Raw genomic sequence first — 21,849 nt, forward strand, 5'->3', positions numbered from 1 at the left:
GATACCGCTTCTTTTCTAGGTATAAATAGATGCCATGTAAAACAATTCGTATGACAATTCCTAACAGGATCAATAAAGCAATCCCACGAAACACACCGACTACAGTTGGCACCAGCTTCATCAATTCTGTAAGGATTTTTTCTTTAGAAAACCAGACAAATGCGACAGCTCCTATACCTAAAAGCATTTTCCAGTTCTTTTCTATGAAGTTTTCAATTTCTTTGTCGAGCTTGCTGTGCGCCACTTCTTCACTTCCTTTCTATCCTTGAAATGGCCTTATGCAAGGGCTACTAGTTTTTCACGATGCTTTTGTGTTCGTTCTTCAGCGGCTAGTTGAATCAAAATTTGAGGTTGCACGATCCCGTTTTGAGGTTGATTAATTTGATCTAAGAGTGTTTTATAGTTGAAGAGTTCTTGCTTCACTTGTTCGATATCTAATTCACCATTTACCGTTACTTGTTCTTTCCAGAACGTTTCCCAGCATTCTTGACGATTTTGATACGCTTGTTTTCCCATCTTGCTTCCTCCTTTTAAATGGGGAGGATATTCAGCGAAAAAATGTCCTCCCATGAATATTATGATTTGTGCGCTTTTTTATAGGGGTCTAATGTGACTAAGAGGGAAGAGAAAATCATGCTCTTTCCCATTCTTCCCGTCCATTCTTCTGTACGCTTATTTGTTGAAGGTGTATGTGTTGTATGTGGAACTCGACCAATATAAAAACCGCGTTTACTTCGCATATGCTTAATTGGTTTCATAAGAAAACCTCCTGTATTGTTTTATCATTCTATATCGTTAAATAGAAATATTATATAGTTTTAAGCGATGAGTGGGTCTAATTCTAAATACACATCAAATCTGTGCAATAACTCTTCTGGTATCGCTTGAAAACTCACAAAAACTCTTACATTCAGTTCCTCTAGTTCTTCTAAAAGATTGATGAATCCCTCTGGATTATTGGAATACAACCTTAATCCTTCATCTATGATAACGACATTCGATTGTTTGCATGTTTCTATTTCGGTTTTGCTTAGAAAAGAATCTTTTGATGTAAAAGTGATAATTTGAGCACCCATTTTTTCGTATTCTTTATACTCTCCATCCCCATCTAAGACAGTCGCTTGTTGATTATCCGCCATGACAAGGGTAAGAAGTTGCTTCATCAAACCTGTTTTTCCTTTTCCTGTTCCACCTCGTACCAGGATATTTCTATTTTCTTCTCCAAATACAAATTGAGGATTCATTTTGTTCCCTTCATTCTCTATGACAATGGAATTTGACTTACTCATGTCATACCATTTTGGTTTTATAAATGCTGGGATTTGTGCACTTCTTCCAATAAATGTTCCACACATAGCAATCTCACCTTTCCATTCGTATCAGTTTTTTATCAAGCTACTAAATCTAATTCCTCTAAATCAGTAGAAAGAATCTTAATTTCTTGTTGGTGCTCTTGAAACAGAACATGTTGGATATTTTTTCGCAACTGAAACCCATCTTCCACCAATGCAAGTAAATATGATTTCGTATATTTCCTATCATTGATTTGATAATGTACATCAAATATGCACATGATCCCGCCCTCCCTAATCAGTTGAGAGTGTTTTATACTTCTTGATTCTTACGTTTTCTAAATGCGTAAATAGCTAGGATGCTACCAAGAACGACAAATGTAACACCAATCCATTTCCAATATGGATTTTCAGCTTTGCCGCCTGTTGTTGGTAAATGACTTTCTACTTTCTTAGGTTGTTCTTTCATCGGTTGTGGTTGTTTTACAATATGTTGTGGTTTCTCTGGTGTTGGTACAGGTTTTTCAATGACCTGTGGTGTTTGTGGCTTCTCTGGTTGTGGTTTCTCTGGCTGTGGTTGTGGTTGTTCCGGTTGCTCTGGTTGTGGCGTTTCTGGTGTTGGTGGAACTTCTTTTTTCTGATCTGCTACAACATGTTTGATAATCTCACCATCTGTTTTAATTTCAAAGGAGAATGTTTCTTCATTGATTAAATATCCCTCTGGTGCGAATGTCTCTTTATATGTGTATTTACCAGCTGATAATTTCTCAAACTTCGCAATGCCTTGTTCGTTTGTTTTTCCTTTCACGACTTCCTGGCCTTGCTCGTTATAGATCGTAAACTCTGCACCTGGTAGCTTGTTATTTCCATCGGCTACGTCTACTTTTGTAATTTCAATTGAGCCTTTAATCTTTGTATTCTTTGCAACTAGCTCAATTGTTTTTCCGTTTTCAGTAATGCTGAACGGCATCGGGTCTTTTACTAACACATAGCCCGCTGGTGATGTCTTTTCAATGAATTGGTACTTTCCAAATGGGATATTATCAATTTTGATTAACCCGTTTTTGTCTGTCTTATGCTCACTGATTTTCTTGCCTTTTTCATCAGCTAGGATAAAAACAGCACCTTCTAATTTTGTTTTCCCATCTTCATCTACTTTTACAAGCTGTACATTTCCTTTTACTTGATCGTTTTTCACTTCGAATGTAAGTGTTTGATTATTCTCTTTTACTTCAAATGGATACTTTGTTTGATTTAATAAGTAACCTTCTAATCCTTTCGTTTCCTGGAAGTAATACTTTCCAAACGGAAGAGAATTTACTTTCGCAATCCCTTCTTGATTTGTAGTTACTTTTGTGACTGCCTTTCCTTCTGGCGTAAATACTGTAAATTCAACGCCTGGGAGAATCTTGCCTGTATCACTTACCTTTTTAATTTCAATATTGCCTTTGATCTGTACATTTTTCATTTCAACAACAGCAATTTCACCTGTTTTCACTTCAAAAGGCTTTGGTGTAGCATCTAACACATATCCAACAGGTGCTTTCAATTCTTTTACAGTGTATGTGCCAAGTTCTAAGTTACCCATTTCAGCGATACCGTTTTTGTCAGCTGTAATCGTTCCCATAACTTGTTGATTGCTGTTTGCGATTTCAAATACTGCGCCTGGTAGTGGCTTTTTGTTTTCATCCACTTTCATCACTTTTAAGGCGCCATTTGCTTTCCAGAATACTTGTAAGTCTGTGCTTACTTGTTCTGTACTGCGCTCTAATAATACAGTTGCATCTTGAATCGTACTTGTTCCTTTATATACGATTGCATGAACATTCGTTAAATTTGAAACGACTTTTAGAGATAGTTCACTACTCTTAGAGGATTTTGGTACTTGAATACGGAACTTTTCTCCTAGTTGGAATGTTTCTTTCCCTTCACCTTGTTCTGTGACAATACGTGTGCCTTGTGGTGCATTGTTCATTTGTACTTGAAATGTACCTTTTTTTGCATTTGTTTGAACGTTGTATGTTGTTGTTTCGAAATATTCACCGTTTAATTGTGCTTCTTGTTTATCCGTTGGAATGACATTCATCCAAACATCTTGTGTATCCTGGCTTTGATTTGCCGCATGAATAATGTTCTTTGCCGCTTTTTGAACAGCCGCATTTTTGAACTGTAATTCATCAATGGAAATCTGGCCAAGTGCATTCCAAAGAGCTAGTTGTGTCGCGTAATGGGCTTCTTGCCAATTAGAAACACCTAAACTTTCTGGTGTTTTCTGTGGGTATCCATTCATTAAGACACGATAGGATACATCATCTGTTTTGCCTGCTTCTGGTAAATCCTCTCCATTTGGGGATTTTAAACCGTATACCAGACAATACGCGATTTGACCACTGGCGTTCTTTAGTAGCTCTGTACGAACATCTTTCCCATACTGCGGACTATAGGCCCAATCCATCTGATACCTTTCACGATTGATTACCTCCGCACTGGCTTGATTCAGTGGAATCAAGCAGCTCATCACAAATAAAAGTACACTCGTAAAGAGTAGTAGTGTTTGATACGATCGTTTCAAAACCATTTTTTACAGCTCCTTTAGGATTATTCAGTTTTCAAAGGACAGAATATTTAGAATTTTATCTTTCTAAATATAGAACAATATACTTTAGTCATAATTATTTCGTCTTTTAGCCGAATTTCATTTACAATACACTTAGATAGATGTAATCAATAACATGAGGTTTATTCATTCTGTGATGGGTATTGCACGATAATATGTTGGTCTGAAAAGTTTCTCAATCGGAACTTCAAGGAAATCAGCTATTTTTTTAGCTTTATTGTCTTTCAGACTCCTTCTTCCAATTTCAACATCATATAATGTGCCGATTGGAATTTTAGCGCCTTTGGAAACTTCCTTAATACTTAAACCTTTGGATTCCCTGTATTCTCGTACAACGGTTTTGTTTTCATGTGACGCTAGCATTTTTTCACCCTCCCTTCCCTTAATTACATTGTATTCGGCTTAAAGCCGAAAGTCAACACGAAACGAATAATTCTTATTCAAAAACGCAATTTTGTTTTAAAATCCATGCAAAGGAGTTTAATTATGACCAATACATTTCTAGGACAAAACCTTAAACATCTCAGAAACTTACAAAAGCTAACTCAAAAAGAGCTAGCTTCCAAAATTGATATCTCTTATTATGCTTATAACAATTGGGAAAATGATTTAAGGGAACCAGATTTGCTATCTTTAAAAAAGTTCTCTATTTACTATGATCTTCTTATTGATGAATTAGTTAATACACAAATAATTTCATTAGATTCTATAGAGATACAAAATCACAAACTAGATATGATAAAAAATCTAGAAAAAAAAGATGTACTAAAACCACTTGAAGAAAACTTAAAAAGACTAAGATCATTAAAGGGACTAAGTCGCAAAAAAATCGCCGAAGAATTAAATACTCCCTATAGTACCTATGCTGGCTGGGAAAATGGATTCAGAGAACCTGATATTTCCACGCTCAATAATATAGCTTCATACCATAAAGTAAGTATAAATGATTTATTGAATCCAGAAGCGGCCGTTAGGGATGAAGATACATTAAAACTCATCTCGCGCTTATCTAAGAATTTATTTGAAACATACATAAGCGTTCCAGATGAGCATAGAGCTGAATTAGAGAAAAAATTGATCGCCTATATGAATGAATTTAAATCTCAAAAAAAGATCAAATAGGTTTAGTTAAAATAATTATGTTTAAATTAGCCTGTCTTTTCTATATTTTCCCCTGCACTTTCTTGTTTACATATTTGGATTAAATCCATATATAGGTTAAAAATAGTATATACATCAGTTGTACAACAATTAGTCTTAACATTTTGCTCTAACCAATGAATATTTAATTCCATGACAATGCCACGTCCTTTTCTTATATTTTAAGAATCAGCGTCAAGGTGGTGTATTTTTTTTACAGAATCAAAAATCGCACCACCCCCTAAAAAGTACGAAAGACGCTACAAAAAGTAGCGTCTAATCATTTTAAAATTCAGTTTTTTAAATTTAGACTCAACCAGTCCCAGGGTCTACCATCATATAAGATGAAGTTAAAGAGGGATTATCTTGAACCTTAGCAAACTTTTCAACTGGTTCATTATGTAAGGAAGTTACTGAAATCCCTAAAACAAGTAGTATGCACATTAGATATTTAGTCAACTAAATTCACCTCGCTTTTCAATAGCGCTTGTTTCACACCTCTAGCATAAAACAAGTTTCCAGATCTTTCAAAAGATATTAATGCCTCTTTTAAACCTTGTATGTCTCCAATTACTTTTGAATAAGAATATAATTGATGTGCACTAAATCCATTTTGTTCCAAAATTTTATACATTGCAAGTCCTTTTTCTCGATCTCCATGTAAACATTCATAATGAGCATGTTCGCCGATATGAATATAATCAAAATCAATCTTATGAAGATTAAAATTATTTTCAATATAAAGATGTGCCAATGTTGTTTTAAAAGCAAAATATTTTTGAGATTTTCTAGGGACATGGATATTATCAAGAAGCTCCAATGCTGATTCCATGTGCATTTCTGCCCTCAAAGGGTCCTCATATATGTAACTCTCTCCTAAACACCCTTTTGCAACAGCCTTAATCATCGGAATCTCTAAGTCTGATTTTAAGATTGATTCACAGACTTCTCTACATTTATCAATTTTGTCACTCAACAAATATATATAAGCAAGCCTTTCTTTATATTGCATATATAAATGATCTTTTATATATGTTTGTTTAATGTCTTTTATAGATTTTTCCGCGTCTTTTGCGAAAGGAGCAACTGCATTTGATTCGTCCTCATCATACATAGCCACAGTATAAAGCAAATTTGATAACGCTTGACACTCTGCGTTAGAAGAAAGTTTTAAATCTTTAATTTCATCAACTATTTTTTGCCCCTTAATTTCATTTTTATTTCTTCGATTAAATAAATCATAAATTAATAGGTACTGACTCACACTATCGGTATCAATATGTTTTTTTATTAATATATCTATAATCTCGTAATCACCAGAAACATGCGAATAACACAAGGCTTTCCTAATGTTCAAAGGACTTTTTATTAAGAGTATAAAGGTATTAATTTTTTGACGTCTTACCTCTAAATTGTCATATAAGATGCTAACCACTTTTAAAAAGCTGTCTAATTTCATTTCATATTTGTTTTTACATTCAATTGCCCTAGTTATTTTTTCTCTACTTACCCCCGATAATTTGGCTATTTTACGTAATGTATATTTTTCGTTTATTTTTTGCGATATTTCATCCATAAGATGTTTCATTGTAGTTTCTTTTGTAATGATCTCGTTCATAGTGACAATTCCTCCTCACTAAACCCTATTAACCCTTTACAAAATTTTAACATATCTTCATGTTTTTTATTTTAGAATATTACGAATCTTTACCAACGCGGTTGAAAAAATATACACTAAAAATTCTGAAAATTCTGAAAATTTTTATTGGAATTTCGAATAGGTTTTATTCATCTTTTATTGATATTTTGCGAGGAACGTTTTACAATACAAATATAACAACAAAAAAAATAAACCCACCTCGAGCTTTTATCTGGCTGAAGTTTGGCGACGACACCAGATAAAAGCTCCCTAACAGGGTTCATTCACATAAAAAATTTATATGATTTTTTTTAGTATCATACTTGATACTGAAATTATACCATATTGTATATGTAATGTGAATATAGAACCTCTGTTTTTCCAGCATTTTTCTGTTTATTTTAGGTGGGAAAAATAGGAGGTTTTTTTATGCTACTAAATAACTTTTTACTAAGTACAGCAAAACGAGAATTAAGTCCACACCTGGTTCATGTTCCGCGAGGTGCTATCAATAAAACAGTACAAAAAGTAATTAAAAATATTGATATTATTCTGTTCGAACATGAAGGTAAAACCACTAAAGATTTCTTCATACAAACACCACGCCGCTATCAGGCATTGGAAGTTGTTTTATCTTACCTAGTACAAGAAGGATACTCTCAAATGAAACAAGAACAAATCAGTCAAAAATCGGGTATTTCTATACCAATCATCAACTTTATTCTGAAATGGTTAGAGGACCTTGAAGTATGCCATCAAATCAAAACAAGACGTCATGGTAAGATTGCACCATCTATTTACATATTAAGCCTCAATACCAATTATTTGAAAATTATTGAATATTTTAAGCAAAAATGGGCTTTTTCAATTGATATTTTTTCTACATTTACAAAGTTTCTATCTAAAAAACTAAGTAAAAAACAGGAGAAAGCTACAGAACAAACTGAAAAACCAACTGTGCCTACATGCCAGGGAATAGATATATTAGATTCTGTTGCTCCTATAAATGAAGAAGTAGAAGAAAAAAAGCCAGAGAATGCCCCTACTTTGGGTGAAAAGTTAGAACTAAGATTCCACGAAATGGATGGATTCATGAGTGAAGATCAAAAGAGACTTTATATATACATCTTAAGTAAAGACACAAATATTACTGAAAAAGATGCTTATACAATCGCATTGCGTATGCCGCCAGACGTAGATTGGGAAGCAAGAAAGACTTTTGAGGATTGTGTACAGATTTTTGAGGTAAACAAATCACAAGTAAGCACGCCTGCACATTTCATGAAAGTCTACACACAACAGCTAACTGCACATAGAAAGCGTAGAGATCAACAAGCAAAAGAAAATATACGAAATATGACGTTTGGTAAACCAAAAAAGAGTCTCATACCACCAATGGATTTATTCAAAAAAATGATTGATCCGAACGCCTAAATCTCTTTTTTCAAAAAAAATAATTGTTTTATAGCCTTGTTCAAAAAATTCACCCCTAACAAGGCTTTTTGTCATGCCATTCTTTATTTTAATAGTTTAAACATATTATCAATCTATTATACTTTTATAAATTAAGCGTATTTCTCACAACAAATCCACTATAAATTTATACTCGAATTGAATCTGCTTTTAAATCAGTAATTAAATAAGAAGAATTTTCTAATCCCTTGTAAGAGTAAGGCTTATTGAGCGAAAATAAATCCTAATGTATTTAATGGTTTTAATTTTTTTTAAAACAAGATTTAGTAATAAAAAGTATCCTATACTGGGAGTGTCTTTTTTTATAAACTTCTACATATCATCCTAAAATTGATCTATATACGAAAATACAAATCTTATCTTCTCTTAATATGCAAATCTACACTATTTTAGATGCTCAACATATTTCCGAACAAACACACTATTTATGAGTAGCTTTATTCGTTTATTTTCTACATATCATGATAGTCATTTATCCATTATCAGTTCTAATTCTATCTAAATATACAGTAAAAATACTGATGTCTATGTTATGCCAGAGTGATGCAAATGTGATGTCTATGTTATGTATACATGATGAAAAGCGGCATCAGTTCGGCATGAGTGAAAATTGAGGTTAATGTACATAAACGCTAGCTTTATTCTATATACGTAAAGAAAAAGAAAAACGAAGCTCTCCTGGTAAGGGTATCTTGATTCAGCTATGAATCAGATTCCGTTGCCAGGCAGATTTTCATAAAACTACGTAGGCGGGGCGGCGGCCATTCCCATTCCTCGCATATCGTCCTCCCTCAACATCGGCCCATCATTCGCCTTCCACTCATTCCAACACATCTACATATCCACCTATATCACAACACCACACCCTGTCTAGCCAGGCCCATATGTCTCCGCAGAGCCCCGCAATGTCCAGGCTCTGGAATCCCACAAGACAAAATAAAAACACCTCGACCTAGAATCCCCTATTGCTTGTTTGTATGGTTCTCGTTTATAATTGCGGTACACAATTTTTAGGACAAAGGAGTATATAAACATGACTTGGGAACTTTCTGTTGATGTTTTCCTTGCTGATCTGTTAAAACATGGCCGTAAATCTTCCACCGTTAAACAATACCGCTACGATCTCACACTTTTCACATCATGGATTCAGAAACACGTCAAATTGCCTCCAGAATCGTTTTTTTATTCTTTTGATACAAATGTATTAGAAAGATACTTAAAATCTCTTAAAAAGGAACGTGGAGCGTCAATTTCTAATATCAAGCGTGTACGAGGCATTTTGATTAACTTTTTACAATTTCATGGCGTGGCCCAGGATTTAAAAAGTGATGTCTCCCCTCCTGGACTAACTTCTAAACACTTTGCATCGGACAAAGAAATTAAAAAGCTATTCCGCTTCATGCGTAGTTATAACGGATTAACCGACTACCAGGCGTCAGGAAGAAAGTTTATTCTAGAACGTAACCTTTTATTGATTCATTTCATGTTAGATTACGGACTATCCATCCAGGATATACTCACGCTTTCTATGCATGATGTACACTTTGGGACAAATACGATTACCCCAGGAGGGCTACACGCCCACAAACGATCTATTACCCTTTCAAAAGAGCATGTAAAACTTGCCTTATCGTATTGCAACAAGATTCCTAGTCTTGTTAGGCCGCGCCAACAAACGGGCGATCCCTTCTTTGTGGCGTTTGATTTCGGCCCGCAAACGTTCCGTTGGGATTATGAAAAAGACCAACCCGCCGCTTTAACTCGAATCGCTGTACAACGCATGTTACAGAAAGAAGCAAAACGCGCTGAAATCCATATAACGCCTACTATGTTACGGAACCGTTTTATATTAAATGCGCTACAAAATGACATGAAACCCATTGAAATTAAATCGTATTTGGGATTGAAAAGCGTTGAGGCCCTACATAGATACGTTCAATTCTGGAATAAACAGCAATAAAAAGCGTTTTATATAAGCATAAAAAAGCCCTGGTGTAAGTAAAACTAGGGCTTTTTTATGCTATTTGTTAATCCAAAAAACAATTTCTGAAAAATTCAAAATAAGTAAAAAAACGCTTGTTTTGTGCGCTAGCGCATGGTAAAATAAAATTAAGAAATGCGCTAGCGCATTCAAATATTAAAAAGGAGCTGTTGACCATGAAATTTTTTCAAAGTGTCACTTCCATCGAAGAACTAAAAAAGCAATATAAGAAACTAGCAAAAAAACATCATCCAGACTTAGGCGGAAAACATGAAGACTTTATCGCATTAAAGAAAGAGTATGACAGACTTTTTGAACAGCTACATAGTAACTCTGGAAAGCAAAACAATGGAGCATACCAAAACATCATAGACGAACTTATAAAATACGATATTGAAATTGAGATCATTGGGACCTGGATTTGGATCACAGGCAACACCTACTCATTGAAAACTGAATTAAAACAACTTGGATTTAAATGGGCATCTAAGAAAAAGGCTTGGTATTGGTATGAAGGAGAGTACAAGAAGTTTCATAACAAAGACTTCTCGCTCGATGAAATCAGATCAATGCACGAGGTAAAACGAGTTACGAAAAACAAGCCGAAACTTGAAGCATAAGAGGGGTTCTCCCCTCTTATCTTTCTAAAAAAAAAAGGAGATGCCCACATGTATATAAATGCAAATTGTGAAAAGTTCAAGCATATCTATGATATGAAAAGATTAAAGAGTTATAGTGATATGGTGGATCGGGATATAGAAAGATTAGAAGAAATTATAAAAAAGCTTAAAAATTATCAAATGGATATCTACGAGCACGCTCAAACTGTTGCAAATACTGAATTTAAAAGTGTTGTGACACTTGTTAGGAGAAGAGATTATTCTACAAATCATGTGAAATACCATGTACAACTAGAAATGCGACCAAACGTCAATACAGATTATATAGAAAATGAACGGGTGTACGGTTTTTATAAACATGAAAAAATGTTTACGGGTAGAGAACGTCACCTGGCTTTAAAATATGCGGATCAGCTTGCAAAGGAATATCATTGCGAAATTGAAAGGATGGGATTTTATGCAAAGAAAATTTAGGCTTCCAGACGATGTCTGGGAGCAATTTCTTAAAAAAACAAGCGCCCCAGGCGAAACATTACGTTTATTAGTGATTAATTACAATAATGATGATAGCGACCCATTAGAAGAAGTCATGGGCGTTGAAGAAGCCGCCGAAAAGTGGGATATGCCACCAGGAACAATTAAAAATTTATGTGCCGCGGGAGAAGTAAAAGCCAAAAAAATAGGTAACAGGTGGATTATTTCAAAAAGACAGTCGGCCCCACGATCTAAAAACAATTAAATTATGTAAAAATCAATAAAAGTCAATACAAATGAATACAAGTAAATACGAATCAATACGAAAAACACTTGTATTTTAATGATTTTTATAGATTTTCACTAATAATTTTGTATTGACTTGTATTAAATTGTATTAATTTGTGTGTAATTGTATTGACTTTTTAAAAGAGTTTAGCATATAATGGAATTAAGTTAATCGATAAAAAATAATCTTTAGGAGGTTTTTATATATGGTAATTCTTAAAGCTGGTGCGGACGCGGGAAACAGTGGTTTAAAGTTAAATGTATTAGGTCTTGATCCTTTATTCATACCAAGTATTTATTCACATCACATTGGAGAAGCAACAAACATTTTGAGTGATGAGGATATTTCTGTTGAAGATTTAGAAAATAACATTGATGTTACAATTTCATCACCTACCTTAAAAGCAAACAATCTGCGTTACATTATTGGTCAAAAAGTGATTGATGAAAACATTAAAGGTATTGAAATGGAAAAGAAATCGGATAAATCGAAAGATGATCTTGTGCTACTTGTTACATTAGCTGGTTTAGCAATTACAGCTATGAAAAAACAACCAAGTAAAAATAAAATTGATGTTACTTATGATCTTTCTGTTGCATTACCTGTCGCAACAATCACGCCTCAAACAGCACAAGAATTTGTAGAGCGTTATATGAATCATCATACAGTGAAATTCCATCACCCAAGCGGACGTGAAGTAGTAGTTAATATCCAAATTGAATTTTGCAAGTGTTTACCAGAAGGTGCGGCGGGTTCATGGGGAATCGTTTATGATGAAAAAGGTAAAACCATCAAAAGAAAAGTAGAAACTACAGAAGACAAAACTACAGAAATAGACTTTGTTGACAAAACAATATTATCTTTCGATATTGGCGCTGGTACGACAGAAGAAGTTGTTTCTCATGGTGTTAGTTTTAAACATAAAATGAGTCGTGGTTTACCATATGGAGTGAAAGAAACTTTACTTGATATTATCAAGGTTTGGAACTTAAACAATAAACAAAAGACAATAGACAGTATTGCTGAATTTAATGCAATTTATCTTGATTCTGAACATCCTCGTCATATTCGTTTAAAAGAGGCATCACGCGGCGCATTATTAGGTTTAGCAAATCGAATTGCAACTGATATTATTAATAAAATTGATGATATGAAAGACGATCCGTATGTATTCATTTATGGTGGCGGTGCCGCAATCGTAAAAGAAAGCCTACAGCAAATTTTAGAGCAAAAAGGACGTTTAACAAATGTTATTTTCTTAAAAGACCCCCTTTTCGTAAATGCACGCGGGTTACTTGTGTACACATGCTCTCCAAGATTTGAAGAATTAAAAGAAAAAGCGCTTGCTCCTGTCGGTGAAAAATAATGGCTCGTAAAATATACAAAGCTGGTGATAGAGCAAATGTCTATATTAAGAAAGACATTTCACCAGAAATGATCGATTTTATTAACAAACAAAGTGATCTAACAATGTTCTTTTTGTATGCGGCGCAACAGCTTCATAAACAAATTGGTAATACAGATGTAGCGGAAATTTTACCGCGCAAATATACATTTGCACTGGATAACGAAACAACGCCTTTAACAATCAAACATGATAAAGATGCAACATTTGTTCATACACCTGTTTCGAATCAAACTCATATCGAAACAAGTCAAGAGATAACGAATCCTGGGGAATCCCATGATAAAGAAGAAAATACATCATGGAATAAACTAAATAATTTAGACGATGATCCATATGCATAATGCAATCAAAAAGAGTTGTTCTTTTATAAGAGCGACTCTTTTTTCATTAAATACACAAGGATTCTATTAAAAAGTGTATAATATTATCCGAAAAGGAGGTGTATGTGACGTGTCACATGACGCCGTAACAGATATACAAAATGTTTATTGGACCCGCGAAGTTGCTGAATTATTAGGAGTTAAGGAAGGGACTATACGTAAATATGCCCGTTTATTAGAAGACCGCGGCTATAACTTCCACCGTAACGACCATGACCAACGCGGTTTTTTTGACAAAGACGTTATAATTCTAAGGAAAATACAAGAATTAAGTAAAAGTAAATCTATGACGCTAGATGATGCCGCAAACGCTATTATATCAATGAATCCTCCTAACAGTTTAGCACCTGTTACGCCCCCCGTCACAGACGAAAACAAGCATCATATAACGCGTTATGAAAATGTAATGGACGCATTACAGACTTTAGCACAAGAAAATAGTGAGTTAAAGCAAATTTTAGGCGTTATTTCAGACGAAATGGTTGAACAAAAAAAACTATTACATGAACAGTCCAAACAAATTGAGCAATTACACGTGGAGCTAAAGGAAAGCAAACAAGCTCTTAATGCTCCAAAAGAAAAACAAGGTTTCTGGTCTAAGCTCTTTTCAAAAAGTGAAGACGTATGATGAAAACTACATCATACGTCTTTATTTTTCTTCTAACAAACAAGTTCTGATTCTTTAGAAGGTTCTATCCCTAATTCATTTAATGATGCTATCAACAAAAGTATTTGTTTTTCAAATCCATTATTTAAAGAAATATCAGTAATACGAATCACTTTCCAACCATTTGTTTTCATGTATTTATCTCTTCTTCTGTCTCGTTTGGTTCCTTCTGGTGTTCGATGAAAAGGCCCATCAATTTCTACATCTATTTTTAAACCCTTTGGAGAAAAAAATGCAAAATCTAACTTAAAACGTTTATTAGGTACTTTATATTGCACAATCGGATAATAACCATTAAAGCGCAATGCATCATATACTCTTTTCTCTAATTTGTTAGAGCATTTCGCCCTTTGTGTATCATTGTTTGGATTATAGGTAGATGGTGGAGTGGAAATTTGTGACACAAGAAGAAATACAAGTGTGCATCCCAATACAACGAATAAACCGGTCATCCTTTCACGCCCCAATACAAATTTGAGTTAATACTTAAAATGTAATATGTCCAAACCCTTTCTATTTACCCATTTTTCAATTACTTACCTTATACGCGTAAAACAAAATTGTCCTTATTCATGTTCTCTAAGAATAAACGTATTTAATTTTTTTTGGAAAGCGCCTTGCAAAGATTTGTTGTATGATGCGTAAGTCAAATCTTTGCATTATATGTATACCCAATTCCAAGCAGAAAATTAATAAAATCGTTCGTCTGATTAATCTATGAATTTATGAAATTCCCATCAGAAATTTATTTTTTTAAAACAATAGGAGAATACTTTTTAAAATATATGTCCAAACTTGTAAATAAATTATACAAGTTTAGGAGATGTATCATATGTTTTTTAAAGATAACAAGACTCTTTTCAAAAAATGGTTAGATCGTCATGGAATTGAACAAAAAGAAATACTTAAAACTACAAAAATATCTAGTGCAACTTTAACAAAGGCTTGTCGTGACAAAACGTATATTCCAACACCTCTTGTAATGAAAAAACTCTTGAAAGCTATTAGAAAAGTAGACCCTTACGCACAGTCACATGATTTTTGGAAAATGTAAAAAGCACAAGAAACAGTATCTTGTGCTTTCATAATTTTGCTTTGACTGAACCTATTTGAACCGATATGTCTTTAGGTTGCTGTACTTGTGTAAGAAAATGCTGAATAGAGGGCGCTTGAAAAATACGGAAATTAGAACTAGAGATTGAATATTTGAGGTCAGTAAGGATTAAAAGTGAGGGAAATACCATATTATGTTTCGGTTGCCAGGATTCTTTTTTCCATTCCATACTACGAAAATACGATTCATAACGCTTTATTTTTGTTTGGATCGTAGCCTTATTGTAAATAGAGTTCTGGACCTCTATAAAAAACGGACTTTTGCGCCAAATGGTAAATATATCGGGTTCCATATACCCTTTCTTATACTTAGGTTCTACTTGAAATATCTTCGGTCTTTCAGTTCGCAATAACTGCTTATATACATCTACAATCGCTAAAAAATGACGTATCTTTTGGCTTCCTTTACGAATGGTATTTGGATAAGGAAAATACACGTATGGACGTTGTGATGTATCTACATCAATGTATCCTTCGCGGCTTAACCGTTTTGTAACAGTATTACAGCATGTTACTGCATTTTTTACATTTTTAAAATGAAGATCAATAATATCATCACGCGACATACATCTAAACTGCTGTAAATGGCCTATAATTTGCTTATCTCTATTGGTTAGCATCATCTAACACCCCAAAGATTTTGTCTTCTTGATGCTCTGACTCTTCCTTCTTTATACTTTGCTCTTTAGATAAACGATAAGGTTCTATTATTTCTTTCGCCTGGTCCAATGCCAAATAAGGAGCCTGCACCTTCTTTAAACCATCTAATTTTAAAATCATTTGACCCGATTGACTTAAATTTTCTGATCCAGGCGTCCCCACAATGTTACTGTTAATTAAATCCGCACATTTAAAGCCCATTCTTACCGTCAAATTGAGCTTTAACTTACCATCAAGTATTTTTGCATCTGGACGTTGCATACTTAGCATGAGGAAGATACCAAGCGATCTGCCGACAGCTGATATTTTTTCTATTATGGTGACACATTCCTTTTCGTCCTGTAGCATTGCTACTTCATCAATGGCAATAAAAATATATGGTAAGGGTTTATCTTTTGTTATTTGATTGTATTCATCAATATGACCTAGCTCATATTCTTCCATTAACTTTCTTCTATGCAATACCTCTTTCCATAATTTTGCTAACATGTTCGTCATTTCATGTTCTTCCATGCAAACATACTTCACGTGCTTCACTCTTCTTAAAAAATGAAACTCTGAATTTTTTAAATCTCCCAAGTACAAATGTAAATGTTCTGGTGACATCTGTTGAATTAATGTAGCTAAAATCACACGTACTATACTACTTTTTCCGCTTCCTGTTTCTCCCGCAATCAGTAAATGCGGTGTATTTGAATCAACCATATCATACACAATCGTATTACCAAATTGATCCCGACCTACCACGATTGGAAGACGATATTGTTTTAATAATGGTTGCCATTGTTTATAACTGTAATCGTAAGGCTGTAAACTTGCATTAGAATGAAATACATGGAGTACAAACTTTTTAATATTACCTTCCATCATAAGATTTTCACCTAGTATTTGCTGAAAACAAAACCATTTCTTATGAATTTGAGCTGGATCAACGCCGTTTGGTAATGTGAAAGTATACCGTACACTTTCATTCCCTACGAAAACATCATGAATCTTAGGATAAATGGGGACCTTTCCACCTCGTGTAATGTGCTCATCGTATAGCTTCGCTTTCTTAAATACTTCTTCTAACTGATATTTATATTTTTTCTTTTTTAACCATCCTTTCATTGGTCACCCTCCTTACAACATGAGTAAAATGCGAATAAATACATAACCAATGAACCCAATCCCTCCAATTCTTACACCGTAATACAGACCATTAGAAAGGAGATTGGATGCAAAAACATAATCATTTCGTACTAAGTATTTTTCCAGCAAAACAGCTCCAATTGTAAGACCGCCTACTATTCCCAGGGCTACATACGTATGAACAAGCGGTGATGACATATGAAAAAATGCGAACGGACTAATAGGGCCAATACTATACATCTTTGTTTGCTTTTTCTTCTTATAAGATTGGTCCATAAAGGCTTGAAAAGAAATTGTTTCTTTTCGATTCAGCATGTTTTCCCTCCTAAAAAAAGAATATCGTTAACAAATTTGGTATCCAGTCCAATACAAAGCATATACAATCTAACACCATATGAGAGGTATTCTTAATGAGTTCAAATGTCTCAACAGGTACATTTGTTATGAAATTCGCAAGTTCATCTGGTAACTTTCGTATTTCTTGTGCTGTACTGTCTAATGGTTCTGTCACATACCAACTAATCCACCTATATAAAAAATTTGTTGTATCCGTTGTACTCATTGCATTTTGATTAAGCGCATCCCACCCACACATAATTTCGTTTGTTGAACTTCCACACCATTCTGTAATTTCTTTCACATTTCGAAATTGCGGACTAGGAATGTTATTCCATCCTCTCGTTAGATCATCCCTCAAATAATATTTAATTTGATTCCCAATAATCTCATAAGAATTATTCATTGTTCCTCCTCCTTTTTCTCATTCCATTCTTCCTACTATAAACAAAACTCAAAATCCCCTAAAAATATGTGATAGTCGAAGATTTCTTTTGATAGTGCTATCATGATAGGTTCTTTGGTTATAAGATTGATATCCACTTTGGTAATTGCTTTGGTAAAGAATATGTATCACTGATTGTCTGATATGCAATTTCAAACCTTGTCTTTCCAAATAAACTTTGCTACCGTCCCAATTCGTAAACTTTAATGATACAATATAAGAAGAATTTTAAATCAATTCAGAAAATAGAGGAGGAAGGAAACAGCTATGTCACTTTTACAACAACATTTTGAAGAAAGAAGAGAATACATTTTCAATCGTCTTAAACAACCAGAATACATGGAAAGAAGCATAGAAAAAGTTCAGCAAGCTCAAAAAGAGATCAAAAATACAGTGCGAACGATTAAAGATTTGTTACTCTTAGACAAAACAACTGATCCTTGTTTACCAGAGGTCGCTCAATTTTCTCTTCAACACATTACAAATTCAGAGTCGTTTGAGAATGTCAAAAACCTTGTTCCATCCTCTATAAAAAAGTTAAGTGAAGAAGAACGCACAAAAGTGTTAGATGAAACATTAAGCGTAGCAAACCAAATCATGAATCTAGAACGTACTGTTTTTATTATGATGTTTAATGCAAAAGAAAAAATCCTTATGGATTCTTATAAGAAAAAGCGTAGATCACAAACAGAACTTCATTATGATGTTGCTGACAAAGAAGGGTTCGACAAGGCCTTTTATGAAGAGCGTATTGATTCGTTACAAAATGATATTCGTGTACTATCTTTCAAAAAGCTATGTGAAAATGAACCCGCACCAGAAGACTTAGAACTATTCAAACAACGTTATGAAACAATTATTTTACCAAAGGTACAAGAGATTGTTTCTCTAATTGAACCAAGTTTAATAGATGTAGACGTATTTTTAAATCCAGTAATCGAGTATGGTGTAGGAGAAATCACTTTAGATGAAATGATTCAAAAACTACAAAAAAACCTTTCTTTATTTCACGAATTATCAAAGATTGAATATTGCCCCACGGTTGAGTTAACAGTAAAAGAATATGTATTCTTAGAAGCAATGAACCGTTCCAAAAAAGGAGAGGAGTTGCAACCATCAAAATGATGTATACACAAGAGAAGTTTTATGAAAAGTTAATAGAAGAAAAAAAAGAAGTGACGGTTTTTCTAATAAACGGTGTCAGGGTACCTGGAAAAATTATCGCTGTTGATAAATTTTCGGTACTAATTTTAAGCAATGGAAAGCAAATGTTCCTTTATAAACAAGCGATATCAACTGTTTCTTTATAGAATAACAAACTTTCAAAATCTTACAATTATAACCTTTTTATCCTTTTTTAGGCATATACAATTCAAAATTTTCCATACATAATGTACTCTTAGATATAAGAGTTAGTTTTTTCCTTTAAGGCAAGGCTGGTTTCAGCCTTGTTTTTTGTTTGCATTTTTTTGGGTACAATTTTTTTCGAGATTCTATGTATAAAGGAGTTTAAAAGAAAAAGTGGATATGAGATTACTACATGACATGATAGAAGATCAAAAAGAAGAATTGAGCTATCTTGTAAAAAAATATGGATTTAGTCATCAAAAAGTAATTGATTTTAGTCAAAAATTAGACCTTTTAATCTATGAAGCAATGGGGAAATATCGATTAGACCAAAAAATTAGGATAAAAAAAGAATCCTTTCAATAAGGATTCATAAAAGGAAGATAAGAGACAGATATAGAAATAAAAAGAATTAATTATATTATAATTCAAAAATATGAAAAGACATATTGAGAAAAACATCAAATTTAATTTTCTGATTATTTTTTAAAAATAAAAAAGAGTTGTAGTAACAAGCTGTCATTAAACCTCTTACACCAAAAGATTGGCAAATATCCAATCTTTTTTATATAGATAGGCTCTCGTGCTTTTCTTGCATGAGAGCCTATCTACATTCGGGAACTACCTTTCATTATTATAAAGAAAGAATCCATATAAAACCAATGGGTTTTTTGATATTAAAACGCTACATTTTCTATATTTTATGTTAAAATTAGTGATTGAGGGCACAATTTTTCAAGAGAAAAAGGCAAACAATATAAATACTTTCTGAAAGTGTTCAATTCAAGTTCAACAAAAAGCATTTGTTATTCTATAACAAATGCTTTTTGACAAATTATATTCTTTTTTATAACATAAAAAAGGAATTGAGTGTACGAGACTCAATTCCTTAGGTGAAGTCATTTGCCAACGAATACCTGGTGAAAGAATCCTTCTTTTATGATTGGATTCTTTTACTTTGTTTTGAGCATGAAATGTAATACTGTATATGCCATTCTTCTTGTTGAGCATCCTCGTTTGAGTGCCAATTGTTGTAAGAGTTTTTGCTGAAATGGTGATAATTCAATTTCTACAAAATGCTGAAAAGCATGAGATTGCCTTACAGGTATATCCTCCATATAGATATAGTCTAAACCTTCTGTTACTAACTCCGATGCAATTTGATCTAAATTTTCGTTATACAATGCGAACTCTTCCAATCTTTCATGCAAATGTGGTTCTAATGAAATTAATAACTTCTTATTATTTTTTCGGAATTTCTGTTTCTGGCCTTTCCAGAAATTTTGCTCTTGCATAACTGCATGTAACATTTTAATTCCCCCTATTTATAATTTAAATTTGTATTTCTTCCTTAAAATCAAATCCCTACTTATTGTTTCTTACAGTATCAACAGCGGCTAAACAGGCGGCTATCCCTAGACGTTTTTCACTATATATTTTCTTGTTCACTGTTAGGTACCAGCACCCATTTTCTTTTATGCTCAATAGATCGTCATATTGCCTCCCTAATTTTTCTAAAATAAAAGTGGATTCCTCAACGGGATTAAAATATTCAACTGGCATTCTAATAAATGGTGTGCGATTCTTACCCCAATATGTACCGCATTTTTCTAGCCCCAAAAACTCTTTCGCAATGACATAATCTAGCCTTTCTGTTGCAACAGATAAATCATGATATGGTATCCACCAATTAGAATCACTCATGGCCACAAATTCTTTTTCAATACTGTTGTATAAGATTTGGCAGATACTAATACCTTCAAAGTCATCTTGTGTGACAACAAAATCAGACTGTCTTAATTTGTGCCCGTTTTTATCCGTTGTACCAATTTCAAATTCTTCACTTTTCAATAATTGAACTGTTCTCATCACATGAAATTCCCCCTTTATTTCCTAAATGAACATGCTAAAATATTTTTGAAGGCATCTTATTTCTTGTGCCCTTCACCAATACGATCACTCATCACACTTCCCCTTTCTGTTGCTTTATAACAATGGAAAGGGATTGTTTTGTAAAGCGGCTTTTACTCTCTTGCATAGCATTTTGAAGCAATTTCAACTTTGTTTCTTTGCAAAGAACTCTCCATACAGATACACCGATTTTCATTTTCTTGCCTCCCTTTTATAATTCTTCTCCACACTCATGACAAACCGTTATAGATTCATCTGTTCCCTTGATTTCGATTGTTTGATTATCTCCATGCGTACAAGAAATTTCTTTGTCTTCTATCTGTTTTTTCATATGAATTACGACTTCTTCAATGCAGTAATAACATAGTCTTCCTAACGCAAATCCTTCCGCGGCAATCTCTCCACACGCTCTACATTTGTAATCTTCCATGTGATTGCTCCTTTCTTTCTTAAAGAACTAATTCACTAAGCTGACAGCAATCAACGCACTAATTAAGATCAAACCAATAAATTGCATGGTATTCTTTAATGATTGAATCAATTTTTTCTCTCCTTTCTAGAGGGATGATTTTAAAAATAGGCGTTCTTCCATATGGCTTCCCTCTAAAATCCATATAGGATACCCGAAAATAAGTAAGTGAAAAGCATCATAAAAATGGAGGTTGCAAAGAAACCATAAAACCAAATCTGATCGGAAACATTTTCTTCAATACCAAAGTAACAATTTAACTTTTTGTAATTTTCTGAAATAGATGAGTAAAATTTTTTGAGGAATTTAAATTTAAGGTGAGGTTGTGTTAAAATAGGCTCACCAGACGTAATTTTGATTAGGATTTGTTTCATAGCCATTCTTCCTTTCTTAAATTATGTTGGCCCATAAGAGGAAGGTGTTTTTCCAGGCTGGCAGGCGCGGAAACATCTTTCTC

At 33.6% G+C, this 21,849-nt stretch carries 32 protein-coding genes; 13 read left to right on the plus strand and 19 right to left on the minus strand.

The window, feature by feature from the left end; genetic code table 11:
• The 7 genes from MHB70_RS30370 to MHB70_RS30400 form a co-directional block, all read right to left on the minus strand.
• Positions 1–244: hypothetical protein (locus MHB70_RS30370; RefSeq protein WP_341343716.1), on the minus strand; the 244-nt coding region annotated here is incomplete at its 3' end.
• A gap of 32 nt (positions 245–276) precedes the next feature.
• Positions 277–516 (minus strand): hypothetical protein, encoded by a 240-nt coding sequence (locus MHB70_RS30375; protein WP_341343717.1) that lies wholly within the window; start codon positions 514–516, stop codon positions 277–279.
• 59 nt (positions 517–575) lie between these two features.
• Complete coding sequence (locus tag MHB70_RS30380; RefSeq protein ID WP_000802604.1) at positions 576–758, minus strand: hypothetical protein; 183 nt, start codon at positions 756–758, stop codon at positions 576–578.
• A gap of 60 nt (positions 759–818) precedes the next feature.
• Positions 819–1,355, minus strand: a complete 537-nt coding sequence (locus MHB70_RS30385) for a type IV secretion system DNA-binding domain-containing protein (RefSeq protein WP_086401320.1) — start codon at positions 1,353–1,355, stop codon at positions 819–821.
• Positions 1,356–1,390: 35 nt separating this feature from the next.
• Positions 1,391–1,573 (minus strand): hypothetical protein, encoded by a 183-nt coding sequence (locus tag MHB70_RS30390; RefSeq protein WP_087969562.1) that lies wholly within the window; start codon positions 1,571–1,573, stop codon positions 1,391–1,393.
• Between the two features lie 32 nt (positions 1,574–1,605).
• Positions 1,606–3,870 (minus strand): SpaA isopeptide-forming pilin-related protein, encoded by a 2,265-nt coding sequence (locus tag MHB70_RS30395; protein ID WP_341343718.1) that lies wholly within the window; start codon positions 3,868–3,870, stop codon positions 1,606–1,608.
• Positions 3,871–4,035: 165 nt separating this feature from the next.
• On the minus strand, positions 4,036–4,272 hold the full coding sequence (locus MHB70_RS30400; protein ID WP_000881199.1) for a helix-turn-helix domain-containing protein: 237 nt from the start codon (positions 4,270–4,272) through the stop codon (positions 4,036–4,038).
• A gap of 123 nt (positions 4,273–4,395) precedes the next feature.
• Here MHB70_RS30400 and MHB70_RS30405 point away from each other — a divergent pair, with 123 nt between their 5' ends.
• Positions 4,396–5,031 carry a helix-turn-helix domain-containing protein gene (locus tag MHB70_RS30405; RefSeq protein ID WP_095022356.1) on the plus strand — a complete coding sequence of 212 codons (636 nt, stop codon included), beginning with the start codon at positions 4,396–4,398 and terminating at the stop codon, positions 5,029–5,031.
• A gap of 330 nt (positions 5,032–5,361) precedes the next feature.
• Here the strand turns inward: MHB70_RS30405 and MHB70_RS30410 are convergent, their stop codons facing one another.
• Positions 5,362–5,508: a hypothetical protein gene (locus MHB70_RS30410; protein ID WP_000170513.1), complete on the minus strand. Its 147-nt coding sequence runs from the start codon at positions 5,506–5,508 to the stop codon at positions 5,362–5,364.
• Entirely contained in the window at positions 5,501–6,667 is a 1,167-nt protein-coding gene (locus MHB70_RS30415; protein WP_341343719.1) for an AimR family lysis-lysogeny pheromone receptor, read from the minus strand. The genes MHB70_RS30410 and MHB70_RS30415 overlap by 8 nt, the downstream gene beginning before the upstream one ends.
• A 450-nt stretch (positions 6,668–7,117) precedes the next feature.
• Here MHB70_RS30415 and MHB70_RS30420 point away from each other — a divergent pair, with 450 nt between their 5' ends.
• The 8 genes from MHB70_RS30420 to MHB70_RS30455 all read left to right on the plus strand — a co-directional run bounded on the left by MHB70_RS30420 (position 7,118) and on the right by MHB70_RS30455 (position 13,941).
• The gene (locus MHB70_RS30420; protein WP_341343720.1) at positions 7,118–8,122 is read left to right on the plus strand and encodes a Replicase RepFR55; all 1,005 of its coding nucleotides are present in this window, start codon (positions 7,118–7,120) and stop codon (positions 8,120–8,122) included.
• Positions 8,123–9,194: 1,072 nt separating this feature from the next.
• Positions 9,195–10,121, plus strand: coding sequence for a tyrosine-type recombinase/integrase (locus tag MHB70_RS30425; protein ID WP_341343721.1), 927 nt, complete (start codon positions 9,195–9,197; stop codon positions 10,119–10,121).
• Positions 10,122–10,318: 197 nt separating this feature from the next.
• Positions 10,319–10,762, plus strand: a complete 444-nt coding sequence (locus MHB70_RS30430; protein WP_341343722.1) for a molecular chaperone DnaJ — start codon at positions 10,319–10,321, stop codon at positions 10,760–10,762.
• Positions 10,763–10,810: 48 nt separating this feature from the next.
• Entirely contained in the window at positions 10,811–11,236 is a 426-nt protein-coding gene (locus MHB70_RS30435; RefSeq protein WP_341343723.1) for a hypothetical protein, read from the plus strand.
• Positions 11,220–11,501, plus strand: coding sequence for a helix-turn-helix domain-containing protein (locus MHB70_RS30440; RefSeq protein WP_001189040.1), 282 nt, complete (start codon positions 11,220–11,222; stop codon positions 11,499–11,501). Before MHB70_RS30435 ends, MHB70_RS30440 begins: the two co-directional genes overlap by 17 nt.
• Positions 11,502–11,730: 229 nt before the next feature.
• Positions 11,731–12,891 (plus strand): ParM/StbA family protein, encoded by a 1,161-nt coding sequence (locus MHB70_RS30445; protein ID WP_086387843.1) that lies wholly within the window; start codon positions 11,731–11,733, stop codon positions 12,889–12,891.
• Entirely contained in the window at positions 12,891–13,274 is a 384-nt protein-coding gene (locus MHB70_RS30450; RefSeq protein WP_341343724.1) for a hypothetical protein, read from the plus strand. Before MHB70_RS30445 ends, MHB70_RS30450 begins: the two co-directional genes overlap by 1 nt.
• Positions 13,275–13,383: 109 nt before the next feature.
• Positions 13,384–13,941, plus strand: a complete 558-nt coding sequence (locus MHB70_RS30455; protein WP_341343725.1) for a MerR family transcriptional regulator — start codon at positions 13,384–13,386, stop codon at positions 13,939–13,941.
• A 32-nt stretch (positions 13,942–13,973) separates the two neighbouring features.
• On the opposite strand, the gene MHB70_RS30460 is transcribed toward MHB70_RS30455, so the two are convergent.
• On the minus strand, positions 13,974–14,432 hold the full coding sequence (locus MHB70_RS30460; protein ID WP_341343726.1) for an endonuclease domain-containing protein: 459 nt from the start codon (positions 14,430–14,432) through the stop codon (positions 13,974–13,976).
• Positions 14,433–14,812: 380 nt separating this feature from the next.
• Here MHB70_RS30460 and MHB70_RS30465 point away from each other — a divergent pair, with 380 nt between their 5' ends.
• Complete coding sequence (locus tag MHB70_RS30465) at positions 14,813–15,034, plus strand: transcriptional regulator (RefSeq protein WP_097980178.1); 222 nt, start codon at positions 14,813–14,815, stop codon at positions 15,032–15,034.
• Between the two features lie 28 nt (positions 15,035–15,062).
• Here MHB70_RS30465 and MHB70_RS30470 read toward each other — a convergent pair whose 3' ends face one another.
• From MHB70_RS30470 to MHB70_RS30485, 4 genes are read right to left on the minus strand one after another with little or no spacing between them, the layout of a single operon-like run.
• Complete coding sequence (locus tag MHB70_RS30470) at positions 15,063–15,716, minus strand: replication-relaxation family protein (RefSeq protein ID WP_341343727.1); 654 nt, start codon at positions 15,714–15,716, stop codon at positions 15,063–15,065.
• Positions 15,700–16,863, minus strand: a complete 1,164-nt coding sequence (locus MHB70_RS30475) for an FtsK/SpoIIIE domain-containing protein (RefSeq protein WP_341343728.1) — start codon at positions 16,861–16,863, stop codon at positions 15,700–15,702. The genes MHB70_RS30470 and MHB70_RS30475 overlap by 17 nt, the downstream gene beginning before the upstream one ends.
• A gap of 12 nt (positions 16,864–16,875) precedes the next feature.
• On the minus strand, positions 16,876–17,199 hold the full coding sequence (locus tag MHB70_RS30480; protein ID WP_098859267.1) for a hypothetical protein: 324 nt from the start codon (positions 17,197–17,199) through the stop codon (positions 16,876–16,878).
• Positions 17,200–17,209: 10 nt separating this feature from the next.
• Positions 17,210–17,626: a hypothetical protein gene (locus MHB70_RS30485; protein WP_341343729.1), complete on the minus strand. Its 417-nt coding sequence runs from the start codon at positions 17,624–17,626 to the stop codon at positions 17,210–17,212.
• Between the two features lie 306 nt (positions 17,627–17,932).
• Here MHB70_RS30485 and MHB70_RS30490 point away from each other — a divergent pair, with 306 nt between their 5' ends.
• The 3 genes from MHB70_RS30490 (at position 17,933) to MHB70_RS30500 (ending at position 19,378) form a co-directional block, all read left to right on the plus strand.
• Entirely contained in the window at positions 17,933–18,790 is an 858-nt protein-coding gene (locus tag MHB70_RS30490; protein WP_341343730.1) for a hypothetical protein, read from the plus strand.
• Positions 18,787–18,975 (plus strand): RNA chaperone Hfq, encoded by a 189-nt coding sequence (gene hfq, locus MHB70_RS30495; protein WP_000990397.1) that lies wholly within the window; start codon positions 18,787–18,789, stop codon positions 18,973–18,975. The genes MHB70_RS30490 and hfq overlap by 4 nt, the downstream gene beginning before the upstream one ends.
• A 217-nt stretch (positions 18,976–19,192) precedes the next feature.
• Positions 19,193–19,378 carry an aspartyl-phosphate phosphatase Spo0E family protein gene (locus MHB70_RS30500; protein WP_427306305.1) on the plus strand — a complete coding sequence of 62 codons (186 nt, stop codon included), beginning with the start codon at positions 19,193–19,195 and terminating at the stop codon, positions 19,376–19,378.
• 587 nt (positions 19,379–19,965) lie between these two features.
• On the opposite strand, the gene MHB70_RS30505 is transcribed toward MHB70_RS30500, so the two are convergent.
• The 5 genes from MHB70_RS30505 to MHB70_RS30525 form a co-directional block, all read right to left on the minus strand.
• Positions 19,966–20,322 carry a hypothetical protein gene (locus tag MHB70_RS30505; protein WP_341343732.1) on the minus strand — a complete coding sequence of 119 codons (357 nt, stop codon included), beginning with the start codon at positions 20,320–20,322 and terminating at the stop codon, positions 19,966–19,968.
• Positions 20,323–20,377: 55 nt separating this feature from the next.
• Positions 20,378–20,881 (minus strand): hypothetical protein, encoded by a 504-nt coding sequence (locus MHB70_RS30510; protein ID WP_341343733.1) that lies wholly within the window; start codon positions 20,879–20,881, stop codon positions 20,378–20,380.
• 94 nt (positions 20,882–20,975) lie between these two features.
• Positions 20,976–21,119 carry a hypothetical protein gene (locus MHB70_RS30515; protein WP_000690452.1) on the minus strand — a complete coding sequence of 48 codons (144 nt, stop codon included), beginning with the start codon at positions 21,117–21,119 and terminating at the stop codon, positions 20,976–20,978.
• Between the two features lie 15 nt (positions 21,120–21,134).
• On the minus strand, positions 21,135–21,353 hold the full coding sequence (locus MHB70_RS30520) for a hypothetical protein (RefSeq protein WP_086390725.1): 219 nt from the start codon (positions 21,351–21,353) through the stop codon (positions 21,135–21,137).
• Positions 21,354–21,526: 173 nt separating this feature from the next.
• On the minus strand, positions 21,527–21,766 hold the full coding sequence (locus tag MHB70_RS30525) for a DUF3961 domain-containing protein (RefSeq protein ID WP_088024517.1): 240 nt from the start codon (positions 21,764–21,766) through the stop codon (positions 21,527–21,529).
• Positions 21,767–21,849 lie beyond the last annotated feature (83 nt).

It is taken from the genome of Bacillus sp. FSL M7-1020 (assembly GCF_038050415.1).
In the GTDB taxonomy this organism is placed as follows: Bacteria; Bacillota; Bacilli; order Bacillales; family Bacillaceae_G; genus Bacillus_A; species Bacillus_A toyonensis.